The 20,442-nt window shown below is 66.5% G+C and carries 18 protein-coding genes; 10 read left to right on the top strand and 8 right to left on the bottom strand.

The window, feature by feature from the left end:
* Window positions 1-42: 42 nt before the first annotated feature.
* Complete coding sequence (locus OU995_RS11250) at window positions 43-297, bottom strand: hypothetical protein (RefSeq protein ID WP_267835634.1); 255 nt, start codon at window positions 295-297, stop codon at window positions 43-45.
* 144 nt (window positions 298-441) lie between these two features.
* On the opposite strand from OU995_RS11250, the gene OU995_RS11255 reads away from it, so the two are divergent.
* Window positions 442-1,428: a LysR family transcriptional regulator gene (locus OU995_RS11255; RefSeq protein ID WP_267835635.1), complete on the top strand. Its 987-nt coding sequence runs from the start codon at window positions 442-444 to the stop codon at window positions 1,426-1,428.
* Between the two features lie 13 nt (window positions 1,429-1,441).
* On the opposite strand, the gene urtE is transcribed toward OU995_RS11255, so the two are convergent.
* The 5 genes from urtE to urtA form a co-directional block, all read right to left on the bottom strand.
* Window positions 1,442-2,146 carry an urea ABC transporter ATP-binding subunit UrtE gene (gene urtE / locus OU995_RS11260; protein WP_267835636.1) on the bottom strand — a complete coding sequence of 235 codons (705 nt, stop codon included), beginning with the start codon at window positions 2,144-2,146 and terminating at the stop codon, window positions 1,442-1,444.
* A gap of 49 nt (window positions 2,147-2,195) precedes the next feature.
* Window positions 2,196-3,035: an urea ABC transporter ATP-binding protein UrtD gene (urtD, locus tag OU995_RS11265; RefSeq protein ID WP_267835637.1), complete on the bottom strand. Its 840-nt coding sequence runs from the start codon at window positions 3,033-3,035 to the stop codon at window positions 2,196-2,198.
* The gene (gene urtC / locus OU995_RS11270) at window positions 3,032-4,174 is read right to left on the bottom strand and encodes an urea ABC transporter permease subunit UrtC (protein ID WP_267835638.1); all 1,143 of its coding nucleotides are present in this window, start codon (window positions 4,172-4,174) and stop codon (window positions 3,032-3,034) included. The genes urtD and urtC overlap by 4 nt, the downstream gene beginning before the upstream one ends.
* Window positions 4,175-4,241: 67 nt before the next feature.
* Window positions 4,242-5,834 carry an urea ABC transporter permease subunit UrtB gene (gene urtB, locus OU995_RS11275; RefSeq protein WP_420714851.1) on the bottom strand — a complete coding sequence of 531 codons (1,593 nt, stop codon included), beginning with the start codon at window positions 5,832-5,834 and terminating at the stop codon, window positions 4,242-4,244.
* Window positions 5,835-5,922: 88 nt separating this feature from the next.
* Window positions 5,923-7,209, bottom strand: a complete 1,287-nt coding sequence (gene urtA, locus OU995_RS11280) for an urea ABC transporter substrate-binding protein (protein WP_267835639.1) — start codon at window positions 7,207-7,209, stop codon at window positions 5,923-5,925.
* Between the two features lie 232 nt (window positions 7,210-7,441).
* Between urtA and OU995_RS11285 the strand changes: the two genes are divergently transcribed.
* Both OU995_RS11285 and OU995_RS11290 read left to right on the top strand, forming a co-directional pair.
* The gene (locus OU995_RS11285; protein WP_267835641.1) at window positions 7,442-8,479 is read left to right on the top strand and encodes a hypothetical protein; all 1,038 of its coding nucleotides are present in this window, start codon (window positions 7,442-7,444) and stop codon (window positions 8,477-8,479) included.
* Between the two features lie 172 nt (window positions 8,480-8,651).
* A complete protein-coding gene (locus OU995_RS11290; RefSeq protein WP_267835642.1) occupies window positions 8,652-10,292 on the top strand; it encodes a hypothetical protein in 1,641 nt (546 codons plus the stop codon).
* Between the two features lie 53 nt (window positions 10,293-10,345).
* Here OU995_RS11290 and OU995_RS11295 read toward each other — a convergent pair whose 3' ends face one another.
* Both OU995_RS11295 and OU995_RS11300 read right to left on the bottom strand, forming a co-directional pair.
* Window positions 10,346-11,359, bottom strand: a complete 1,014-nt coding sequence (locus tag OU995_RS11295; protein WP_267835643.1) for a response regulator — start codon at window positions 11,357-11,359, stop codon at window positions 10,346-10,348.
* Window positions 11,359-14,865 (bottom strand): ATP-binding protein, encoded by a 3,507-nt coding sequence (locus OU995_RS11300; RefSeq protein WP_267835644.1) that lies wholly within the window; start codon window positions 14,863-14,865, stop codon window positions 11,359-11,361. The genes OU995_RS11295 and OU995_RS11300 overlap by 1 nt, the downstream gene beginning before the upstream one ends.
* Window positions 14,866-14,990: 125 nt before the next feature.
* On the opposite strand from OU995_RS11300, the gene ureA reads away from it, so the two are divergent.
* The 7 genes from ureA (at window position 14,991) to ureG (ending at window position 20,438) form a co-directional block, all read left to right on the top strand.
* Entirely contained in the window at window positions 14,991-15,293 is a 303-nt protein-coding gene (gene ureA, locus OU995_RS11305; protein WP_267835646.1) for an urease subunit gamma, read from the top strand.
* 26 nt (window positions 15,294-15,319) lie between these two features.
* On the top strand, window positions 15,320-15,931 hold the full coding sequence (locus OU995_RS11310; protein WP_267835647.1) for a HupE/UreJ family protein: 612 nt from the start codon (window positions 15,320-15,322) through the stop codon (window positions 15,929-15,931).
* The gene (locus tag OU995_RS11315; RefSeq protein WP_267835648.1) at window positions 15,928-16,233 is read left to right on the top strand and encodes an urease subunit beta; all 306 of its coding nucleotides are present in this window, start codon (window positions 15,928-15,930) and stop codon (window positions 16,231-16,233) included. Before OU995_RS11310 ends, OU995_RS11315 begins: the two co-directional genes overlap by 4 nt.
* Window positions 16,233-17,951, top strand: a complete 1,719-nt coding sequence (gene ureC, locus OU995_RS11320; protein WP_267835650.1) for an urease subunit alpha — start codon at window positions 16,233-16,235, stop codon at window positions 17,949-17,951. Before OU995_RS11315 ends, ureC begins: the two co-directional genes overlap by 1 nt.
* Before the next feature lie 366 nt (window positions 17,952-18,317).
* The gene (gene ureE / locus OU995_RS11325; RefSeq protein WP_267835651.1) at window positions 18,318-19,118 is read left to right on the top strand and encodes an urease accessory protein UreE; all 801 of its coding nucleotides are present in this window, start codon (window positions 18,318-18,320) and stop codon (window positions 19,116-19,118) included.
* Window positions 19,102-19,794, top strand: a complete 693-nt coding sequence (locus OU995_RS11330; protein WP_267835652.1) for an urease accessory protein UreF — start codon at window positions 19,102-19,104, stop codon at window positions 19,792-19,794. The genes ureE and OU995_RS11330 overlap by 17 nt, the downstream gene beginning before the upstream one ends.
* Window positions 19,791-20,438: an urease accessory protein UreG gene (gene ureG / locus OU995_RS11335; RefSeq protein ID WP_267835653.1), complete on the top strand. Its 648-nt coding sequence runs from the start codon at window positions 19,791-19,793 to the stop codon at window positions 20,436-20,438. The genes OU995_RS11330 and ureG overlap by 4 nt, the downstream gene beginning before the upstream one ends.
* Window positions 20,439-20,442 lie beyond the last annotated feature (4 nt).

The following is a 20,442-nucleotide window of genomic DNA, read 5'->3' on the forward strand; positions in this document are numbered from 1 at the left end:
AGGCCCCCGGCCTGTCACAGCGGCCCTGGCGGCCGCCGGGCCTTACAGCCAGGAGTGACCGGCGGCGCGGCGCAGGGAATCGGCAAAGGCCGGACGGGCCTGATCCTGCTCACGGGCCGCTGCCAGCATGGTGGCGCGCAGGCGGCGCTCGCCGACGAAACCGACAGCCAGCTCGATCAGCTCGCCCACCTGAACCGCAATGGACACCACCCGTTCGCCCGCCTGGCGGGCAATGCCGGCGCGCACTGCATCGGCGGCCATGACTTGCAGGGGAGCATCAAAACTTTGGGTGTACATGGTGTGTCCTCGTTGCGGATCTGGGCACCTGCCGCAGATCCGATGGCGAGATATTCGGGTATTTACGTAGGTTTGCCCAATTGAGAAGCAGAATCGGGTCATCACTGACGCGAATGCCCCCCGCTTCCCTTTAGCATCAGCCGCATGCATACGCCGCGCCCTGTCAACTTCCGCACCCTGGACCTCAACCTGCTGCGGGTGTTTGATGTGGTGATGGAGGAGCGCCATGTCACCCGGGCCGCCCACCGGCTGTCCATCACCCAGCCGGCGGTGAGCAATGCCCTGCGCCGGCTGCGGGAAGCGACCAACGAAGAGTTGTTCATCCCCACCCCCACCGGTGTGGCGCCCACACCGCATGCGCTGGCGCTGTGGCCGACCATCCGCACCGCCTTGTCCAGCCTGCAGGACGCACTGGCCCCGCAGGAATTCGACCCCAAGGCCGCCGCCAACACCATCAGCTTCACGCTGGCCATGGCGGACGCCACTGCCGCGCTGGTGGTGCCTGCGCTGGCGCGGCGTTTCCTGCAGGACGGCGTCCATGTGGGCCTGCGCATCGTTCCGCTCACCACCCGGGACCCCCGCGAAATGCTGGAGCAGGGCCGCGCGGATGTGGCCATCGGCTTCTTTCCGGACATCGTCACCCTGATGGGGCAGCCCGGCGGGGAGGCCTTTCGCAAGGCCTCGCTGTATGTGAGCCAGTATCTGTGCGTGATGCGCCGGGACCACCCACTCGCCGCCCCCGAAGCCTTGACCCTGGACGCCTATTGCGCCGCCCAGCATCTGCGGGTGAGCTTTGCAGGCCGTCCGCATGGCTTTGTGGACGATGCGCTGCAGGCCCTGGGCCGCCAGCGCACCGTGGCCATCACGGTCAACAGCTTTTTCACCGGCGGCCTGGCCGTGCAGCAGTCGGACCTGCTGACGGTGCTGCCCAACAGTTTCATTCCGGCGACCGGCATCTCCAGCCTGCTGGCCAGCCGGGAACTGCCTTTTAAACTGCCGCACATCGACATCAGCCAGGTCTGGCATGTGCGGCACGAACTGGATGCCGCGCAGCGCTGGCTGCGTCAGATGTTGTCGGAGGCTGCGGCTGCAGTACGGGCCAGCACGCCCACGCCGCCGGTGCTGCAGTAGGCGCCGCCGCCGATCAGATCGCCACCAGCCCGCGAATCTCCGGCTGCTGCATCGCCGCCCGGTCCCCGCGGGCAATCACGCTGCCGCGCTCCAGCACCAGGAAGTCGTCCGCCAGCTCGGCGGCGAAGTCGTAATACTGCTCACACAGCAGGATGGCGACCGGATGCCCGTCCAGCCCATCGTCGGCCAGCCGACGGATGACCCGGCCGATGTCCTTGATGATGCTGGGCTGGATGCCCTCGGTCGGTTCGTCCAGGATCAGCAGGCGGGGCGACGAGGCCAACGCCCGTGCAATCGCCAGCTGCTGCTGCTGCCCGCCGGAAAGATCGCCCCCGCGACGGCGCAGCATCTGTTGCAGCACCGGGAACAGCTCATACAGATGCGCCGGCACCGGTGTGCCGCCCGGCTGGCTGGCCAGGCCCATGCGCAGGTTCTCTTCCACCGTCAGGCGCGCGAAGATCTCGCGCCCCTGCGGCACATACCCGATGCCGGCACGGGCGCGCTGGTAGGGTGTGGCGCGGGTGATGTCCTCACCTGCCAGCCGGATGCTGCCGGAGCGCACCGGCACCAGGCCCATCAGGCTCTTGAGCAGGCTGGTCTTGCCGACGCCGTTGCGACCCAAAAGCACGGTGATGCGTCCGGGGCTGGCGGCGACCGACACGTCCCGCAGGATGTGCGAGCCGCCGTAATACTGGTTGATGCCTTCAGCGCTCAACATGTGGGTGTCCCTGGGTGTCGTGGGGGTTGCGAAGGTGAGCGGGCCGAACTCAGCGGCCAAGGTAGGTCTCGATCACCCGCTCGTCGGCCTGCACCTGGGCGAGCGTGCCTTCGGCCAGCACCGAGCCTTCGGCCAGCACGGTGACCTTCTCGGCAATCGTGTCGATGAAGCCCATGTCATGCTCCACGACGATGATGCTGTGCTTCCCCTTCAGTGTCAGGATCAGCTCGGCCGTGCGTTCGGTTTCCTGGTCCGTCATGCCGGCCACCGGTTCGTCCAGCAGCAGCAGGCGTGGGTCCTGCACCAGCAGCATGCCGATCTCCAGCCATTGCTTCTGCCCGTGGCTCAGCAGGCCGGCCTTGCGCTCCAGCTGGTCGGCCAGGCGGATCAGTGTCAGCACTTCCGCCAGCCGGTCTTTCTGCTCACCGGTGAGGGTGCCCCAGAGCGAGGCCCGCAGCGCGCGGGAGCCCTGCAGCGCCAGCTCCAGGTTTTCATAGACCGACAAGGCCTCGAACACCGTGGGTCGCTGGAACTTGCGGCCGATGCCCAACTGGGCGATCTCGGCCTCACTGTGGCGCAGCAGGTTGATGGTGCCGCCGAAAAACACCGTGCCGCTGTCCGGCCGGGTCTTGCCGGTGATGATGTCCATCATCGTGGTCTTGCCCGCCCCGTTCGGGCCGATGATGCAGCGCAACTCGCCGGGCGCGATGTCGATGGAGAGATGGTTGATGGCCTTGAAGCCATCAAAGCTCACAGTGACGTCTTCCAGATAAAGAATGCGGCCGTGTGTCAGGTCCAGGGCGCCAGGTTCCACCACCCGTCCATACCCCGGGCCGCTGGCCCGGCGCTGCAGGCGCTCCGCACCTTGTTCCATCAGATCGGGATTCATGCGGCCTCCTTCCCGGCACGCGGGGTGCGGCGCAGGCGCCGTACCAGCCCGGCAATGCCGTCCGGCATGAACAGGGTGACCGCCACAAACAACGCCCCCAGCACGTACAGCCAGAACTCCGGCGCCACCTGCGTCAGCCAGCTCTTGGCACCGTTGACTGCAAAGGCCCCGGCAATGGGCCCGGCCAGCGTGCCCCGGCCCCCCACGGCGGCCCACACGGCAATCTCGATGGAATTGGCCACGCTCATTTCGCTGGGATTGATGATGCCGACCTGCGGCACATACAGCGCCCCGGCCACGCCGCACAGCAGCGCCGACAACACCCATGCCGCCAGTTTGTAGGGCAGCGGTGAATAGCCGCAGAACATCAGCCGCGACTCGGCATCCCGCACGGCGCTCAGCACCCGGCCGAACTTGGCGCGTGTCAGCCAGCGCAGGCCGAGAAATGCGCCCACCAGGGTCAGCGCGCTCAGCACAAACAGCAACATGCGCATGCCGGGCGTGGTGATCGAAAAACCCAGAATCCGCTTGAAGTCGGTGAAGCCGTTGTTGCCGCCGAAGCCGGTTTCATTGCGGAAGAACAGCAGCATCGCCGCATAGGTCATCGCCTGGGTGATGATCGAGAAATACACACCCTGGATGCGCGAGCGGAACGCAAAGAAGCCGAAGAGAAACGCCACCGTGCCCGGGACCAGCAACACCAGCACCAGCGTGGCGACAAAGCTGTCGCTCAAGGCCCACTGCCAGGGCAGGGTCTTCCAGTCCAGGAAGACCATGAAGTCCGGCAGGGTGCTGCGGTACTGGCCATCGGTGCCGATCTGGCGCATGAGATACATGCCCATCACATAGCCGCCCAGCGCGAAATACAGCCCGTGCCCCAGCGACAAAATGCCGGTGAAGCCCCAGATGAGGTCCATGGCCAGGGCGCACAGGGCATAACAGCAGAACTTGCCCAGCAGGCCGACCCAATAGTCGTCCAGATGCAGCGGATGTTGGGCCGGCAGCATCAGGTTGAGCATCGGCACCACCAGGCAGGCCAGCAGCACGGCCGAGACCAGGGCGATCCACCCGCCCCGGCTGAGCAGGGCGGGGGGGCGGGGCAGGACCACAGGGGGCGAGGCGGGAAGCGTGGAGGACATCAGGCGGTCCATGCAGACACCTTGGACGGCGGGAGTGAAGGGAGAGACATCGGTTGGGTGGGAGCGGTCATCGCGTTCTCACCGCAAAGAGGCCCTGCGGACGCTTCTGGATAAAGACGATGATGAACACCAGCACCGCAATCTTGGCCAGCACAGCACCCACCACGCCTTCCAGCGCCTTGTTGGCCAGGCCCAGGCCCAGGGCCGCGAGCACGGTCCCGGCCAGTTGGCCCACGCCGCCCAGCACCACCACCATGAAGGCGTCGACGATGTAGCTCTGGCCGAGGTCCGGCCCCACATTGCCGACCTGGCTCAAGGCACAGCCTGCCAGGCCGGCCAGACCGGAGCCCAGTGCAAAGGCGTAGGTATCCACACGGGCCGTGGGCACGCCCATGCAGGAAGCAATCGGGCGGTTCTGGGTGACGGCGCGCACAAACAGGCCCAGCCGGGTGCGGCTGATCAGCAGCGCCATGCCCCCCAGCACGGCCAGCGCAAACACGATGATCACCAGCCGGTTGGTCGGCAGCGCCAACCCCGGCAGCAGATTCAGCGAACCCGCCATCCAACCGGGGCTTTCCACCGCCACGTTCTGGGCTCCGAAGAGGCTGCGCACCGCCTGCATCAGGATGAGGCTCAGGCCCCAGGTGGCCAGCAGGGTTTCCAGCGGGCGGCCGTAGAGCCATCGCAGCACCGTGCGCTCCAGCAGGGCGCCCACGGCCGCAGACGCCAGAAACGCCGCAGGTACGGCCACGACGAGGTAGGCGCCGAACCACGTGGGCGGCAGCCATTGGCGGAAGGCCACCTGCACCAGATAGGTGGCATAGGCGCCGATCATCATCAGCTCACCATGAGCCATGTTGATGACGCCCATCAGGCCATAGGTGATGGCCAGCCCCAGCGCCACCAGCAGCAGAATGCTGGCCAGGCTGACCCCGGTGAACAGGGCGCCCAGTCGTTCGCCCCAGGCGAGTGTGGATTCCACCTGGGCCAGCGATTGTCGCAAGGCCGCCTGCACGGCAGGGTCTTGTTCTTCCGCCAGCCGCTGGTTGAGCAGCAGCCGGGTTTCCGGGCTGTGGGATTCGCCCAGCAGCCGCGCTGCTTGCAAGCGCTTGCCGGCATCGCTGCTGGCCGCCAGGGCGGCTGCCTGGGTGAGGGCCAGGGCTTCCTTCACCGCGTCATCCTTTTCCTGCGCCAGCGCATGGGCCAGCAGCGGCGCGCGGGATTCATCCACCCCGGCATCCAGCAGCGCGCGGGCAGCGGCCAGGCGTTCCCTGGCATCGGGGCTGGCGAGCTTCAGGGCGGCCAGGGCGCCGTCCAACTCGCCGCGCAGGCGGTTGTTGAGCAGGACATCCTCCAGCCCCTCCGGCACCGGGGTCACCGATGCGCCGGTGGCTGCATCGGCCAGGCTGTCGCCGTCGGCGATCAACACCCGCGTGCCGGCCAGCTTGAGCCGGTCTTCGCTCAGTGCCCGAAGGACGCTGGCGGTGCGCGTATCCGGCTGGGCCACCAGGGCATTGATGGCGGCGATCCGCTCGTCGGTGTCGCCCTGGGCCAGGGCCAAGGCCTGGGCCTGGGTCAGGGCCAGGACCGGCAGACCGGTGCACATCCCCAGCAGGAGGATGGCGATGACTCTGAACGGCCATGCCGGGACTGAACGCATTGTGGACTCCATGCTCATGAGCTCAGACACCCAGCCCGCCCGGCCGAGCCGGGCTCGGAGCAGGCGGGCCGGGCGCCTCCGGACCTGATTACTTCTTCGCGGGTTCGTCCGGCTTGGACTCGTTGCCTGCGATGTAGGGGCTCCAGGGCTTGGCCTTGACCGGGGCCGGCGTCTTCCACACGACGTTGAACTGGCCGTCCGCACGGATTTCCCCGATGAACACCGACTTGTGCAGGTGGTGGTTCTTCTCATCCATCTTGGATGTGATGCCGGACGGCGCGTTGAAGGTCTGGCCGGCCATGGCGGCGATCACCTTGTTGACATCGGTGCTCTTGGCCTTTTCCACGGCCTGCTTCCACATGTTGATGCCGATGTAGGTGGCCTCCATCGGGTCATTGGTCAGCGGCTTGTCCTTGTGGCCCGGGATGTTGTGCGACTTGGCATAGTCCGACCACTTCTTGATGAAGGCGTCATTGGTCGGGTTCTTGATGGACATGAAGTAGTTCCATGCCGCCAGATGGCCCACCAGCGGCTTGGTATCGACGCCGCGAAGCTCCTCCTCGCCCACCGAGAACGCCACCACCGGCACGTCCTTGGCCTTCAGGCCGGCATTGCCCAGTTCCTTGTAGAAGGGCACGTTGGAGTCGCCGTTGATGGTGGACACCACGGCCGTCTTGCCGCCGGCCGAGAACTTCTTGATGTCGGCCACGATGGTCTGGTAGTCGCTGTGGCCGAACGGGGTGTATTTCTCGTCGATATCGCTGTCCTTCACGCCCTTGCTGTGCAGATAGGCGCGCAGGATCTTGTTGGTGGTGCGGGGGTAGACATAGTCGGTGCCCAGCAGCACCCAGCGCTTGGCGCCACCGCCATCCTTGCTCATCAGGTAGTCCACCGCCGGGATGGCCTGCTGGTTGGGTGCGGCCCCGGTGTAGAACACGTTCTTGCTCAGTTCTTCGCCTTCATATTGCACCGGGTAGAACAGCAGCCCGTTGAGCTCTTCCACCACCGGCAGCACCGACTTGCGCGACACCGAGGTCCAACAGCCAAAGATCACCGCCACTTTGTCCTGCGTGAGCAACTGGCGGGTCTTTTCGGCAAACAGGGGCCAGTTGGAAGCCGGGTCTACCACCACCGGCTCCAGCTTCTTGCCGAGCACACCCCCCTTGGCATTGATCTCGTCGATGGCCATCAGCACGGTGTCCTTGAGCACCGTCTCCGAAATGGCCATGGTGCCCGACAGGCTGTGCAGCACGCCCACCTTGATGGTGTCGGCGGCCAGGGCCGGCAGGGCCGTCAGGCTGAGGCCCGCCAGGGCGCTGGCGGCGGCCAGCAGCTGGATGGCGTGGCGACGGGAAGACGGTGCTCGTGCAGACATGACAGTGCTCCAAGGGGTAGATATGACGTCTGGATGCTAGGGAGCACGGCCCGGACCACCTATACGGCGGATGGCGTACAGCCAGAACCCTGAGCACCATCACCGTCCAAGCCCAGCCGCCCCGAGCGGAGACGGGCTGTAACACCTGCGCAACAGGTCCGGTCCACCCGGTGGCCCGCCGCAGCGTTGAAGCAACAATTCGACATATTGAAATTCCGGAGCATCCATCTTGATGGCACTCTCTTCCATCTCCCGCCCCGCCCACCCGGTCAGCCAGTGGCTGAGCCGCTGGCTGTTGGTGGCCCTGACCCTCCTTACCGCCTCCATGGCGTCCAGCGCCTGGGCTTGGGACGAAGACGACGGTGACTGGCAGATCCTCAATGCCCGCTACGGCACCGCGCAGCACAACATCGATGTCACCGGCCGGCTGAAGGAGCTGGCGCGGTCGGACCGCCGCTTCAAGCTGGCCAATGAGCTGTTCCATCAGGATCCCGCCGTGGGAGACCGCAAGACCCTGCGCATCATTGCCAAGGGGCGCAACGGCGAGGTCCGCAATTTCGACTACCGCGAAGGCGACTGGGTGGATGGCAACCAGTTCACCGGCTGGGGGCGTGGCGACTGGGGCGACCACACCTGGAGCGGCGGCTGGGATGGCGCCCGCCCTGGCCAAGGCGGTGGCAACGACCGTGAAGACGACGGCGACTGGGCGATTCTCCAGGCCCGTTACGGCACGCCGGAGCGCAACATCGACGTCACGGGCCGTCTGAAGGAACTGGCCCGCGCCGATCGCCGATTCAAGCTGGCCAATGAATTGTTCCGTGAAGACCCGGCGGTGGGACGCAAGAAAACCCTGCGCATCACCGCACGGGGCCGCCATGGCGAGATTCGCAATTTCGATTACCGCGAAGGCGACTGGGTGGATGGCAACCAGTTCACCGGCTGGGGCCGTGGCAACTGGGGGGACAGCGCGTGGAACGGCGGCTGGGAAGGCCGGCCCGGTGGTGGCTACCCACCGCAGGAGCAGACGGACAACCGCGTCATCATCAACCGCGCCACCTACGGCGCTGGCAACCGCCAGGCGGACGTGACCACCCGTTTGCGCAACATCAGCCGGGGCGGTGGTGTGAACATCAAGGTGGACAACAGCCTGGTGGATCGCGACCCCGCCATTGGGGACCGCAAGACCCTGCGGGTGTATTTCCAGATCGGCCGCGGTGCCGAGCGGGTGGCGGAAGCGCGAGAGGGTGACTATCTGCGCATCAATCCGTGACGGCTGGGTCTGACGCGCTGGCCTGATGCGCTGGCCTGACGCGCTGGCCTGACGCGCTGGCCCGACGACGTGAGCTCGTGCGCGGCAGAGCCATCCTTTCAGCCCCGGCGGCGATAGCGCCCATAGCGCCCCGGGGCTGAACTTCGTTTGCCACGGCGCAGACTGATGCGGCATGTATACGCCATACGCCACCGCCTCGGCCCCGTCGGCTTTCCATGCCGATGTTCGGATCTCCATGGACGACGATTCCACAGCGGAGAGTTCCGCAGATGCGGGGGCTGCGCGTGCCGGTCCTGCATCCCCGGGGTCGGCCACTGCCCGCCGGGAATTCCAGGACGTCGCCCAATGGGTCGACGCGCAAGCGCGGGTCGCTGACCCGCAGCAGATGCATGTGCTGGCGGATCGGCTGCGGACGCCACACCCGGCGCGCGCCGGGACGGTCTACATCGAGATTGGAGACACCACGCCGCATGACGCTGCAGTGGCGTCCTACCTGGCCACCGGCCATGAAGGGGCACTGCCGTCGGAGTTGCGCGATGGAATTCGTGCCGCCACAGGCGGGTTCCGCCCGGCGTCGGCCGGTGTCAGTGGCCGACTCATGGCGCTGCTGGCGGGTCTGCGCCATGTCGCCACGACCATGGATGCCTACGGCCCTTCCCGAACCGCGCTGAACTTCGGGCATACCACGCTGCGCTCCCTGGGCTCCGTGGGTCTGACCACACTGGCGCGGCAGGCGGTCGGCCGCGCGCTGGACATTGCCATGGCCCAGGGCACGTCGGAGCTGACCCACACGCTGATCGGCGCGGGTGCGATGGCCATGCCGGTGGCAGGGCAGTTGCTGCTGATGTGGCGGGATGAGCGGAACCAGAACGCCACGACCTATTCCCGGCTCACCCGGCTGGTGCTGATGGGACTGTCCATCGCCACCGGCGGGATGGCGCTGGCGACCGGCACACTCACCAACCCCGGCCTGCGCCTGGCGGAAGTGGTGCTCTACCCACTGCTGCGGGATGCCGCGCAGGCGATGTTCCCCATCGTCTCCGACCCCGACAGCGGGCCCACCAAGACCTCATTGGGTGTGGCGGGTGCGTCATATGCAGTGAATCAACTGGCCGTCAGTCGTGCTTTCGTGGCGGCGCCTGATGCAGGGCCGGGCGGCCTGATCCCTTCTGGTCTGCTGGCGCGCAGCGCGGCCAATGCGGCGGGGGAGTCGGTGGACCTGATGTCGCTGCTGGGCGCCAACCATGTGGCGCGGCATGGAGTGTCCACCCAGCCCCGGCTTCGCATCGGTCGGGGTGATCTGCGGGAGGCGGTGAAGACGCAACTCCACTGGGACACCATGATCGCGCGTGGCGGCTTTGTCTCGGCCTTTAACCAGATCTATGACACCTTGCTGGCGGACCACATGCTGCCTCGAGCCATGGTGTCGGTCGTGGGGTCGGAGCATGCCCAGGCGGCTGCCGACTGGACCACCGAAGCCATTGCGGCGTTGCTGACGGCGGTGACTTACCCGTTCTGGACGGATGCATTGCATGCGAGGGGCTATGCCGTGACCGACGACGTGGAGGCCCAGCGGGCTGCTGCCCTGGCGGACGGACCGATGGACGGTGACGACTCAGAGACGGAGCTCCGGCCCATCCAATACGCCGGCAATCTGGAGGAACCCGCCGTGGCCAAGGAGCAAAGCCCGGTGGTGTTGCTCAGCGTCTGCCAGGAGACCGGAGAGCTTCGGCGCCACCGATCTCGAGGGGGCCCAACCGGAGAATCGGCCACGAGACCGGATGCGCGGCCAACGATGCGTCAAGGCGCGTAGAAACCCTCGCGGCAGGACCGCGCTGGACCGCGCTGGCTCACCCTGGACCGCGATCACAGCTCCCACTGCGGATGGATCTCCCTGGCGCGGGTCAGTGCCATCGACGCCGCCGCCGTGCGCGTCTCCACCCCCAGCTTGGCATGGATGCGTTCCAGGTGTTTTTTCACCGTGGCCGGGCTCGCGCCCAGGATCTCGCCAATGTCCCGGTTGATCTTGCCTTTCACCACCCAATACAGCACCTCCGCTTCACGCGCCGTCAGATTGAACGACAGGCCCAGGGAGCGGATCACCGCCGCATCGGAGACCTCGCGCATCACGATCAGCCAGTCGCCACCGGGCCCGGGCCCTTCGTCCCCGCCGATGCAGTGATGCAGCCGGAAGCTGAGCCGTCGGGCGCCCAGCTCGGCGGTGAGGCGCGCAGGCTCGGGGGGGGCGGCAGCGCCCGGCTCCTGGCCGCTCATGGCGTCCAGGCAGCGTCGCAACCACTGCAGCACCGGCACCGGGGTGATGGGCGCCACGGTGCCGTAATACAACTGCAGCAGTTCACGCGCCAGCGGCGTCTGCCACAGCAGCCGGCCGCTGCTGGCGCGCACGGCGATGCTGGCATAACCGAAGGCATCCAGCGCCTGCCGGGTCTGGCGCGCCTGCCGCGCTCCCTGCAGATGCACTTGCATGCGGGCCAGCACGGCGCGTGGGTCCAGCGGCTTGGTGACGTAATCGACCCCGCCGGCCTGGAGGGCGGCGACCAGGTGCTCAGTCTCGGTCAGGCCCGTCATGAAGATGATCGGGATGTGCGCCGTGACCGGATTGGCCTTGAGGCGGCGGGCCACCTCGAAGCCGTCCATGCCCGGCATCATGGCGTCCAGCAGCACGATGTCCGGCTGGCCCTGCAGCGCGCGGGTCAGCGCGGCTTCGCCACTGGTGGCCGCCAGCACGGTGTAGCCGTGCTCGTCCAGCGCGTCATGCAGCAGCGAAAGGTTGTCCGGGACATCGTCCACCAACAGCACACGGTCGCCCTGCTGCTGCTCCAGCAGGGCGGCGACGGAAGGGGGCAGGACATTGTTCATCACACGGCAAGGTCATCGGTACGGGCGTCCAGGGCCAGCAGCATGGCCTCGAACTGGAACTGGCGCGCCAGCTCGCGCTGGGCCTCGCAGAACGGACGCCAACGCGGGTCGGCGCTTTCAATGGTGTCGAGCTGCTGCAGCACGCCACGGTAGTAGCCCAGGCCCAGGGCTTCCCGCAGACCGGTCAATTGATCCGGCGGCGGTGTCAGCACGGGCGGTTTGGGTTCTGGTTTGTCCTGCACCGGCGGTGATGCCAGCCAGCGCAGGTGCAGCCGTTCTTCCAGCCAGTCCAGCAGCAATTCATGCCGCACCGGCTTGAGAATGAAGTCTCGTGAGGTGATGCCGGCATCGTTGTCCTGCCCGCGCTCAAAGGCATTGGCGGACACCACGGCAATCGCCTCCAGCGCCGGCATGCGTTGACGCAGGCGGCGGATCGTCTCCCAGCCGTCGATGCCGGGCATGGCCAGGTCCATCAGCACCGCGTCCGGCACCCAGCCGGCGGCCACCAGGTCCAGGGCGTCGTGGCCACTGGAGGCCTCGCGCACGAGGAAACCCCGCGGCTCCAGCAATTGGATCAGCAATTGGCGGTCTTCGGCTTCGTTGTCCACCACCAGCAGCCGTGGCGCGGGGCCATCGATGCGCAGACGCTGCGTCACCGGCCGGCCGGTGCCAGCGGACGCAACGGCAAGTCCGCGCGGCAGTTCACGGTCCGGAATGCGGCCGTGAATCTCGGGAAGGAACAGGCGCACCCGGAAGGTGGAGCCCGTGCCGGGTGTGCTGCTGGCGGTCAGTTCACCGCCCATCAGTTCGGTGAGCATGCGCGCAATGGTCAGCCCCAGTCCGGCGCCCGGTGGGGTGCCGCCGCCGCCGCTGGCGCTTGCACTGCTGCCGCGCGTGAACGGTTCGAAGATGCGGGCCAGCTCGTCCGTGTCCATGCCGGGGCCGGTGTCGCTGATCTCCACCGTCGCCATTTCACGGCTGTGCCGCACCTGCAGCGTGACCGCGCCCACGCGGGTGAACTTGATGGCGTTGCCCAGCAGGTTGATGAGGATCTGGCGCAGCCGTTGCTCATCGGCCCGCACCCAGGCGGGCAGCGTTCCGGAGGTCTCGAAGCGGAAGGCCAGGCCTTTGGCAGCGGCCTGCGGTTCGAACATGTCCACCAACTCGCGCAGCAGGTCACCAAACCGCAGCGGGGCCGGCTCCAGGCTCAGGCGGCCCGCTTCGATGCGGGCAATGTCCAGCGTGCCGTCGATCAGGCGCATCAGGTGCTCGCCACCGCGCTTGATCACCTGCACCGCCTGACGGCGCTGCGGTGCCAGCGACGCATCGGCCGCCATGAGCTGCGCATAACCGAGGATGCTGTTCAGCGGGGTACGCAGTTCATGGCTGATGGCGCTGATGTAACGGCTCTTGGCCTGGTTGGCCGCCTCGGCGGCGGCCTGAGCCCGTTCCGCCTGCAGCCGGGCCGCTTGCAAGGCTTCATCGGTGCGGCGGTGCGAGTCGATTTCCCGCATCAGGGCCTGGGTCTGGCGGTTGGATTCCTCCTGGGCCACTTCCCGGCTTTGATGGGCCAGCACCAGCCACCAGGCCACCGTGCCGGCAACCAGCAGCAGGGCAAAAAATGCCTTGAGCAGGCCGCTGTAGAGGCCCTGCTGCAGGGCCATTGCGGCGCCCCCGTCCACCAGCGGCATCTGCTGCAGTTGCTGGTGGTAGAGCAGCCCGAAGATCGCGGCCAGCACGGGGGTGATCACCATCATCAGCAGCAGATAGTGGCCCAAGCCGGTGTCCAGATACGGCCAACTGCGCCGGGGCAGTACCCGCCGAAGCAGCCGTGACCACTGTTCCGACAGGCGTGCATGCGGCTTGCACAGGTCGCCGCAACGCGCATCCAGGGTGCAGCACAGGGAGCAGATGGCGCCCCGGTACGCCGGGCAGTGGGCCAGGTCCGGGCCTTCGTAGTCGCGCTCGCAGATCACGCAGCGTTGGAGTGTGGTGCTGTCCTTGGACAGTGCGAGATCGGCGGGCGAGGGGGTGCGGGCCAGGTAAAAACGCCCACCCGTGGCCCATGCGATCAGCGGGGCGGTTACCAGCGCGGTGACCATGGCAATCACGGCCGACCAGGCCTGGGCCAGCGACCCCATCACGCCCATGTGGGCCGCCATCGACAGCGCGGACGCCAGCACCATGGCCCCCACGCCGACGGGGTTGATGTCGTAAAGATGCGCGCGCTTGAATTCGATGCCGGGCGGGGAGAGCCCGAGGGGCTTGTTGATGACCAGATCCGCCACCACCGCCATGATCCAGGCAATGGCAATGTTGGCATACAGCCCCAGCACATGGCCCAGCGCATCGAACACATTCATCTCCATCAACATGAAGGCGATGAGCGTGTTGAAGACCACCCAGACGACCCGGCCAGGGTGGCTGTGGGTCAGGCGGGAGAAGAAGTTGCTCCAGGCCAGCGAGCCGGCATAGGCATTGGTGACATTGATCTTGAGCTGGGAGATCACCACGAAGAGCGCCGTGGCCGCCACCGCCCAGCCATAGCGCGGGAACACATATTCGTAGGCCGCGAGATACATCTGGTTGGGGTCCACCGCCCGCTCGGCCGGCACGGCATGGCTGACCGCCAGATAGGCCAGCAGTGCGCCTCCCAGCATCTTCAGCACGCCCAGCACCACCCAGCCTGGCCCTCCCAGCAGCACGGCAGCCCACCAGCGGGTGCGATTGGCAGGCGTCTGGCGTGGCATGAAACGCAGATAGTCGGCCTGCTCGCCCATCTGGGTAATGAGCGCCACCCCCACCGTCAGGGCGGCACCAAACGCGTGCAGATCAAAGGCCGCCGTGCCCGATTGCGACCCGATTTGGTTCGTGATGCCATCAAATGCACCAGGTTGGCGCCAGGCCACCCAGGCGAAGGGGAAGATGAGCAGGACGAGCCAAAGCGGCTGAGTCCAGAGTTGCAGCCGGCTGATGGCGGAGATGCCGTGGGTGACCAGCGGGATCACCACCAGCGCACAGATGAGATAGCCCCACTGCGGTGGGATGTCCAGGGCCAGATCCAGCGCATAGGCCATCACCGCTGCTTCGAGCGCAAAGAAGATGAAGGTGAAGCTGGCGTAGATCAGGGACGTGAGGGTGGACCCGATGTAGCCGAAGCCTGCGCCGCGGGTGAGCAGATCCATGTCCACCCCGTGACGGGCGGCATAGACGCTGATGGGCAGGCCGGCCAGGAAGATGATCAGGCCGGTGGCGAGGATGGCCCAGGCGGCATTGGTCCAGCCGTAGTGCAGCAGCAGCGTGGCGCCCACCGCTTCCAGGATGAGGAACGACGCCGCACCAAAGGCCGTGTTGGCCACGCGCAGTGGCGTCCAGCGCCGGAAGCGCTGCGGCGTGTAGCGCAGGGCATAGTCTTCCAGCGTTTCATGGGCCACCCAGGCGTTGTAGTCCCTCCGCAGCTTGATGATGTGCTGCGGGGCGGGGGAGGACGTGGCGGAGGAGTCCATGGCGAGATGTACATGGAATGCAGGTTCCGTGCCGAGATCGCGCGGCGAGGGGAGGTTCACCCATGCACCGGCATGGGGCTTGCTAGAAGATCCCTCAGCGAATCGACACCCCCAGGGTGACCTCCATGGAATTGACCCCCAGAGAAAAAGACAAGCTGCTGATCTTCACCGCCGCGCTGCTGGCGGAGCGCCGCAAGGCGAAGGGACTGAAGCTGAACTATCCGGAAGCGGTGGCCTACATCAGCGCCGCCGTGATGGAAGGCGCCCGTGAGGGCAAGACCGTCGCCCAGATGATGAAGGCCGGCCGGGAACTGCTCACCCGGGACGATGTGATGGAGGGGGTTCCGGAAATGATCCCCGACATCCAGGTGGAGGCCACCTTCCCTGACGGGACCAAGCTGGTGACCGTGCATCAGCCGATCGCCTGAACGTTTCATCCTGAGGACCTGCTCGTATGTTGAAGCTCTCTCCCGCGCGCGTCGGCGCTGCCCTGGTGACCGTGGCGGCCCTGGCGCCTTCGCTGGTGCTGGCCCATGCCGGCGAAGGCCTGCCGCATGACCATGGCTGGTCCACCGGCTTCCTGCATCCCTTCACCGGGCTCGACCATCTGGCGGCGATGCTGGCGGTCGGCCTCTGGAGCGCCATGACGCAGCAGGGGCGGCGCATGCTCGCCGCGCCGCTGGCCTTCGCCGCCTGGCTGCTGCTGGGCGCGCTGATGGGCGTGGCGCTCACCTCCATCGGCCAGAGCGTGCCGGGGGTGGAGCCGATGGTGGCGGTCTCGGTGCTCGTGCTGGGCCTGGTGGCGGCGGCCCGCTGGCAACTGGGCGCTTCGGCTTCCGCTGCGCTGGTGGGGGCCTTTGCGGTGTTCCATGGCCTGGCTCACGGCAGTGAATTGCAAGGCGGCCAGGCGCTGGCCGGCATGGTGGCGGCCACGCTGGTGCTGCATGCGATGGGCATGGTGCTGGGGCTGCGCTTGCGGTCCCTGGCGCCCCTGTGGTCGCGCATGGCCGGCCTCTCGGTCGCCCTGCTGGGGCTGGGCCTGCTGACCCGCATGGTGTGGGCATGATTCCCGGCGAACTGCTGACGGATGACGGCGAGCTGCCGCTCAACCCGGGCCGTGCCACCCGCACGGTGACCGTGGTGAATGGCGCGGATCGGCCCATCCAGGTGGGCTCCCACTATCACTTTGCCGAGACCAATGCGTCGCTGAAGTTCGACCGCGAGGCAGCGCGAGGCATGCGGCTGAACATTGCCTCCGGCACGGCGGTGCGGTTCGAGCCGGGCCAGCAACGCACCGTGGAATTGGTGGAGATCGGCGGTGCCCGCGAGATCTGGGGTTTTCGCGGTTTGATTCAAGGACAGCTCTGATGGCAACCATCGGCAAACGTGCCTATGCAGAAATGTTTGGTCCGACGGTGGGTGACCGCCTGCGTCTGGCCGACACGGCCCTGGTCATCGAGGTGGAGCAGGACCTGACCCTGCGCGCGGGCGGCTATGGTGAGGAGGTGAAGTTCGGCGGTGGCAAGACCATCCGGGACGGCATGGCCCAATCGCAGCGCACGCGGGCGCAGGGGGCGGTGGACACGGTGCTCACCAATGCCGTCATCCTGGACCACTGGGGCATCATCAAGGCCGACATCGGGCTGAAGGACCACCGCATCGTGGCCATCGGCAAGGCTGGCAATCCGGACACGCAGCCGGGTGTGGACATCATCATCGGGCCCGGGACGGAAGTGATTGCCTGCGAGGGCAACATCGTCACCGCAGGCGGCATCGATTCCCACATCCATTTCATCTGCCCGCAGCAGATCGAGGAGGCCCTGGCCAGCGGTGTCACCACCATGCTGGGCGGCGGCACCGGGCCGGCCACCGGGACATTTGCCACCACCTGCACACCGGGTCCATGGCACCTCGAGCGGATGTTGCAAGCGGCCGATGCATTCCCGATGAACCTGGGTTTCCTGGGCAAGGGCAATGCGAGCCGGCCCGAAGGGCTGACCGAGCAGATCGACGCGGGTGCCATCGGGCTGAAGCTGCATGAGGACTGGGGCACCACGCCTGCCGCCATCAGCAACTGCCTGGACGTGGCGGAGGTCACCGACACGCAGGTGGCGATCCATACCGACACCTTGAATGAAAGCGGTTTTGTGGAAGACACGGTGGCTGCCTTCAAGGGCCGCACCATCCACACCTTTCACACCGAAGGTGCGGGCGGTGGCCATGCGCCCGACATCCTGAAGGTGGTGGGCGAAGCCAATGTGCTGCCCAGCTCCACCAATCCGACGCGGCCCTACACCATCAACACGCTGGACGAGCATGTGGACATGCTGATGGTGTGCCACCACCTGGACCCGGCGATTGCGGAGGACCTGGCCTTTGCTGAGAGCCGCATCCGCAAGGAGACGATTGCGGCGGAAGACATCCTGCATGACCTCGGGGCCATCAGCATGTTCAGCTCGGACTCTCAGGCCATGGGCCGGGTGGGGGAGGTGATCCTGCGATGCTGGCAGACGGCGCACAAGATGAAGCTGCAGCGCGGGGCGCTGCCGGGAGATTCGGCGCGTCACGACAACGCGCGGGTGAAGCGCTATGTGGCCAAGCTGGCCATCAATCCGGCGATTGCGCATGGCATCAGCCATGAGGTGGGCAGCATCGAGGTGGGCAAGTGGGCTGACCTGGTGATCTGGAAGCCGGCCTTCTTCGGTGTGAAACCCTCATTGATCCTGAAGGGGGGCGTGATCGCGATGGCGGCAATGGGGGACCCGAATGCCTCGATTCCCACGCCGCAGCCGGTGCATTACCGGCCGATGTTTGGCAGCTTCGGCGGGTCGCTGACCCGCGCGTCGCTGAGTTTCGTCTCTCAATCGGCGCTGGCCGCAGGCATGCCGCAGCGATATGGCCTGGCAAAGACGGCGGTTGCGGTGAAGGGCATCCGCGGCGTGGGCAAGAAGGACATGATCCTGAATGACTATGCCCCGCGCATGGAGGTGGACCCTCAGACCTACGCGGTGCGCGCGGACGGCCTGCTGTTGCACTGCGAACCGGCGACGGTGTTGCCGATGGCGCAGAAGTACTTTCTGTTCTGAGGGATGGTGGCGACGGGTGGGGGGCGGCGTCGGCGACTGATTTGAATTTTTTCCTTCAGCGATCAGGTCGCACAGGGGGATGTTCTTGAACTTCCCATTCACCGACATCAGATGCTGATGGGGCCACGCCCCGTTGGGGTTGTGGGCAAGCTTGTTGTTCGTCATTCTCCTCAAGAGCTCGACAATGATTTTGAAGGCGTTGGTGACCCCGTTGTTGAGGGGGCGCTGACAAGCGCTGAAGAGCGCTGTCGGTTTCCGGGAGAATCGATCCAACGGGAGATGCGAGGTGCATCGCCGAGCCGGTCGGGCACCTGCTTGCTTGACACAAGCGGCTGGGTCAGCCCGTCGCTTTTTATAGGCCTTCAGATGATTCAAGTTTCGAAACTCCTGGCTCGCGGCCAGGGCCTCGCCTCGGTGTTGCTCAAGCGCGCGGCATCTGTGACCCTGGACTGGGACACGCGGCAGAAAAGTCGGTTCCAGGCCACCGATAGCCAGGGCCGCACCTTGGGTGTCTTCCTGCCCCGTGGCACCGCCGTGCGTGGCGGCGATGTACTGGTGGCCGAGGACGGATCGCTGGTGCGGGTGGTGGCCGCCCCGCAGGCGCTGCTGCGCATCACGGCATGCCCGTCCCATGGCTCTCCGTTTGATCTCATCCGCGCTGCCTACCACCTGGGCAACCGCCATGTGCAGATCGAACTGCAACCCGACCATCTCAAGATCGAACCCGACCATGTGCTGGCGGACATGCTTCGTGCCATGCATCTGATCGTGCAGGCTGTGAATGAAGCCTTCGAGCCGGAAAACGGCGCCTATGCGGCGGGCGGGCATGGGCACGCGCACGGCCACCACGGCCACCACGACCACGACCACGGGCATGGGCATGGGCATGGGCACGATCATGCGCATGCCCCCGCTGCGGCCCCGACGCAGGCAGGGTCTTCCAGCCCCTCGGCTGGGCGAAAGACCATTGCGATCCAGGCGGCTCCGTCACCGCATGTGCATGGCCCGGGTTGTGGACACGACCATGGTCACGACCACGAAGATGCTCACAACCACGGGCATGACAATGGAAATGACCACGGGCACGATCATGACCACGGACATGACCACGGACATGACCACGGACATGACCACGGACATGACCACGGACATGACCACAGGCACTGACAGCATCTCCCCGCTGTTGCGTCTGATCTGGCTGGCCTCGCCCGCGCTGCCCATCGGCGCGTTCTCGTATTCCGAAGCGCTGGAAGCGGCCGTTGAGCATGGTCACGTGCATGACGACAGCAGCGCTGCGCACTGGCTGTCCCACCAGCTCAGTCTGCTGGCCCGGGGCGACCTCGCCGCCATGGCCCAGGCCCTCCCGGCCTGGCGTCGCTGCGATGAAGCGACCTTGAGGACCGTCGCCCACTGGCTGCAACAGACCCGCGACAGTGCCGAAGCCCGCTTGCAGAGCGAGCAGATGGGCCAGTCGCTCCTGGTGTGGCTGCGTCCGCAAGGCATGGCGTCCGCCGATCAACTGGCCCTGCTGGACCGCCTGGCCCCGCCGCACTATGCGCTGGTGATGGCCCTGGCACTCTCCACCATCGACGTGCCCCTGGCGCAGGCCTTGCAAGCGCAAGCCTTCGGATGGGCCGAAAACCAGGTCCAGGCCGCGCTCAAGGCAGTGCCCCTGGGCCAGACCGCCGGCCAGCGGGTGCTCACCCGCCTGGCCGCAGAGATTCCCCAGGCCGTGGCCACCGCCATGGCCACGCCGCCCGAGCAGCGGCAACTGTTCTCGCCGATGTTGTCCATCCTCGCGGCGCGCCACGAAACCCAATATTCCCGACTGTTCCGATCATGAGCAACGCCCTGCATCACATCCCCGGCCGTACCAAGCGGCTGCCCCCCTTGCGTGTTGGCATTGGCGGCCCCGTGGGCTCCGGCAAGACCACGCTGCTGGAGATGCTCTGCAAGGCCATGCGTGAGCGCTGGGACCTGGTGGCCATCACCAACGACATCTACACCAAGGAAGACCAGCGGCTGCTGACCATCAGCGGCGCGCTGCCGCCGGAACGCATCCTGGGCGTGGAAACCGGCGGCTGCCCGCACACGGCCATCCGGGAGGACGCGTCGATCAACCTCGAAGCCATCGACCGCATGCTGGTGCAGTTCCCCGATGCCGACGTGGTGTTCATCGAATCCGGTGGTGACAACCTTGCCGCCACCTTCAGCCCGGAACTGAGCGACTTGACGATCTACGTCATCGACGTGGCCGCCGGTGAGAAGATCCCTCGCAAGGGCGGGCCTGGCATCACCAAGAGCGACCTGTTTGTCATCAACAAGACCGATCTGGCGCCGCATGTGGGCGCCAACCTGGCGGTGATGGAGGCGGACACGCGCCGCATGCGCCCCAGCCGGCCGTTTGTGATGACCAACCTGAAGACCCTGTCGGGCCTGGACGAGGTGGTCCGGTTCATCGAGGACAAGGGCATGTTGGGAACCTGAGGTG

Origin of the sequence: Roseateles sp. SL47, from assembly GCF_026625885.1 — a bacterium.
Classification (GTDB): domain Bacteria; phylum Pseudomonadota; class Gammaproteobacteria; order Burkholderiales; family Burkholderiaceae_C; genus Roseateles.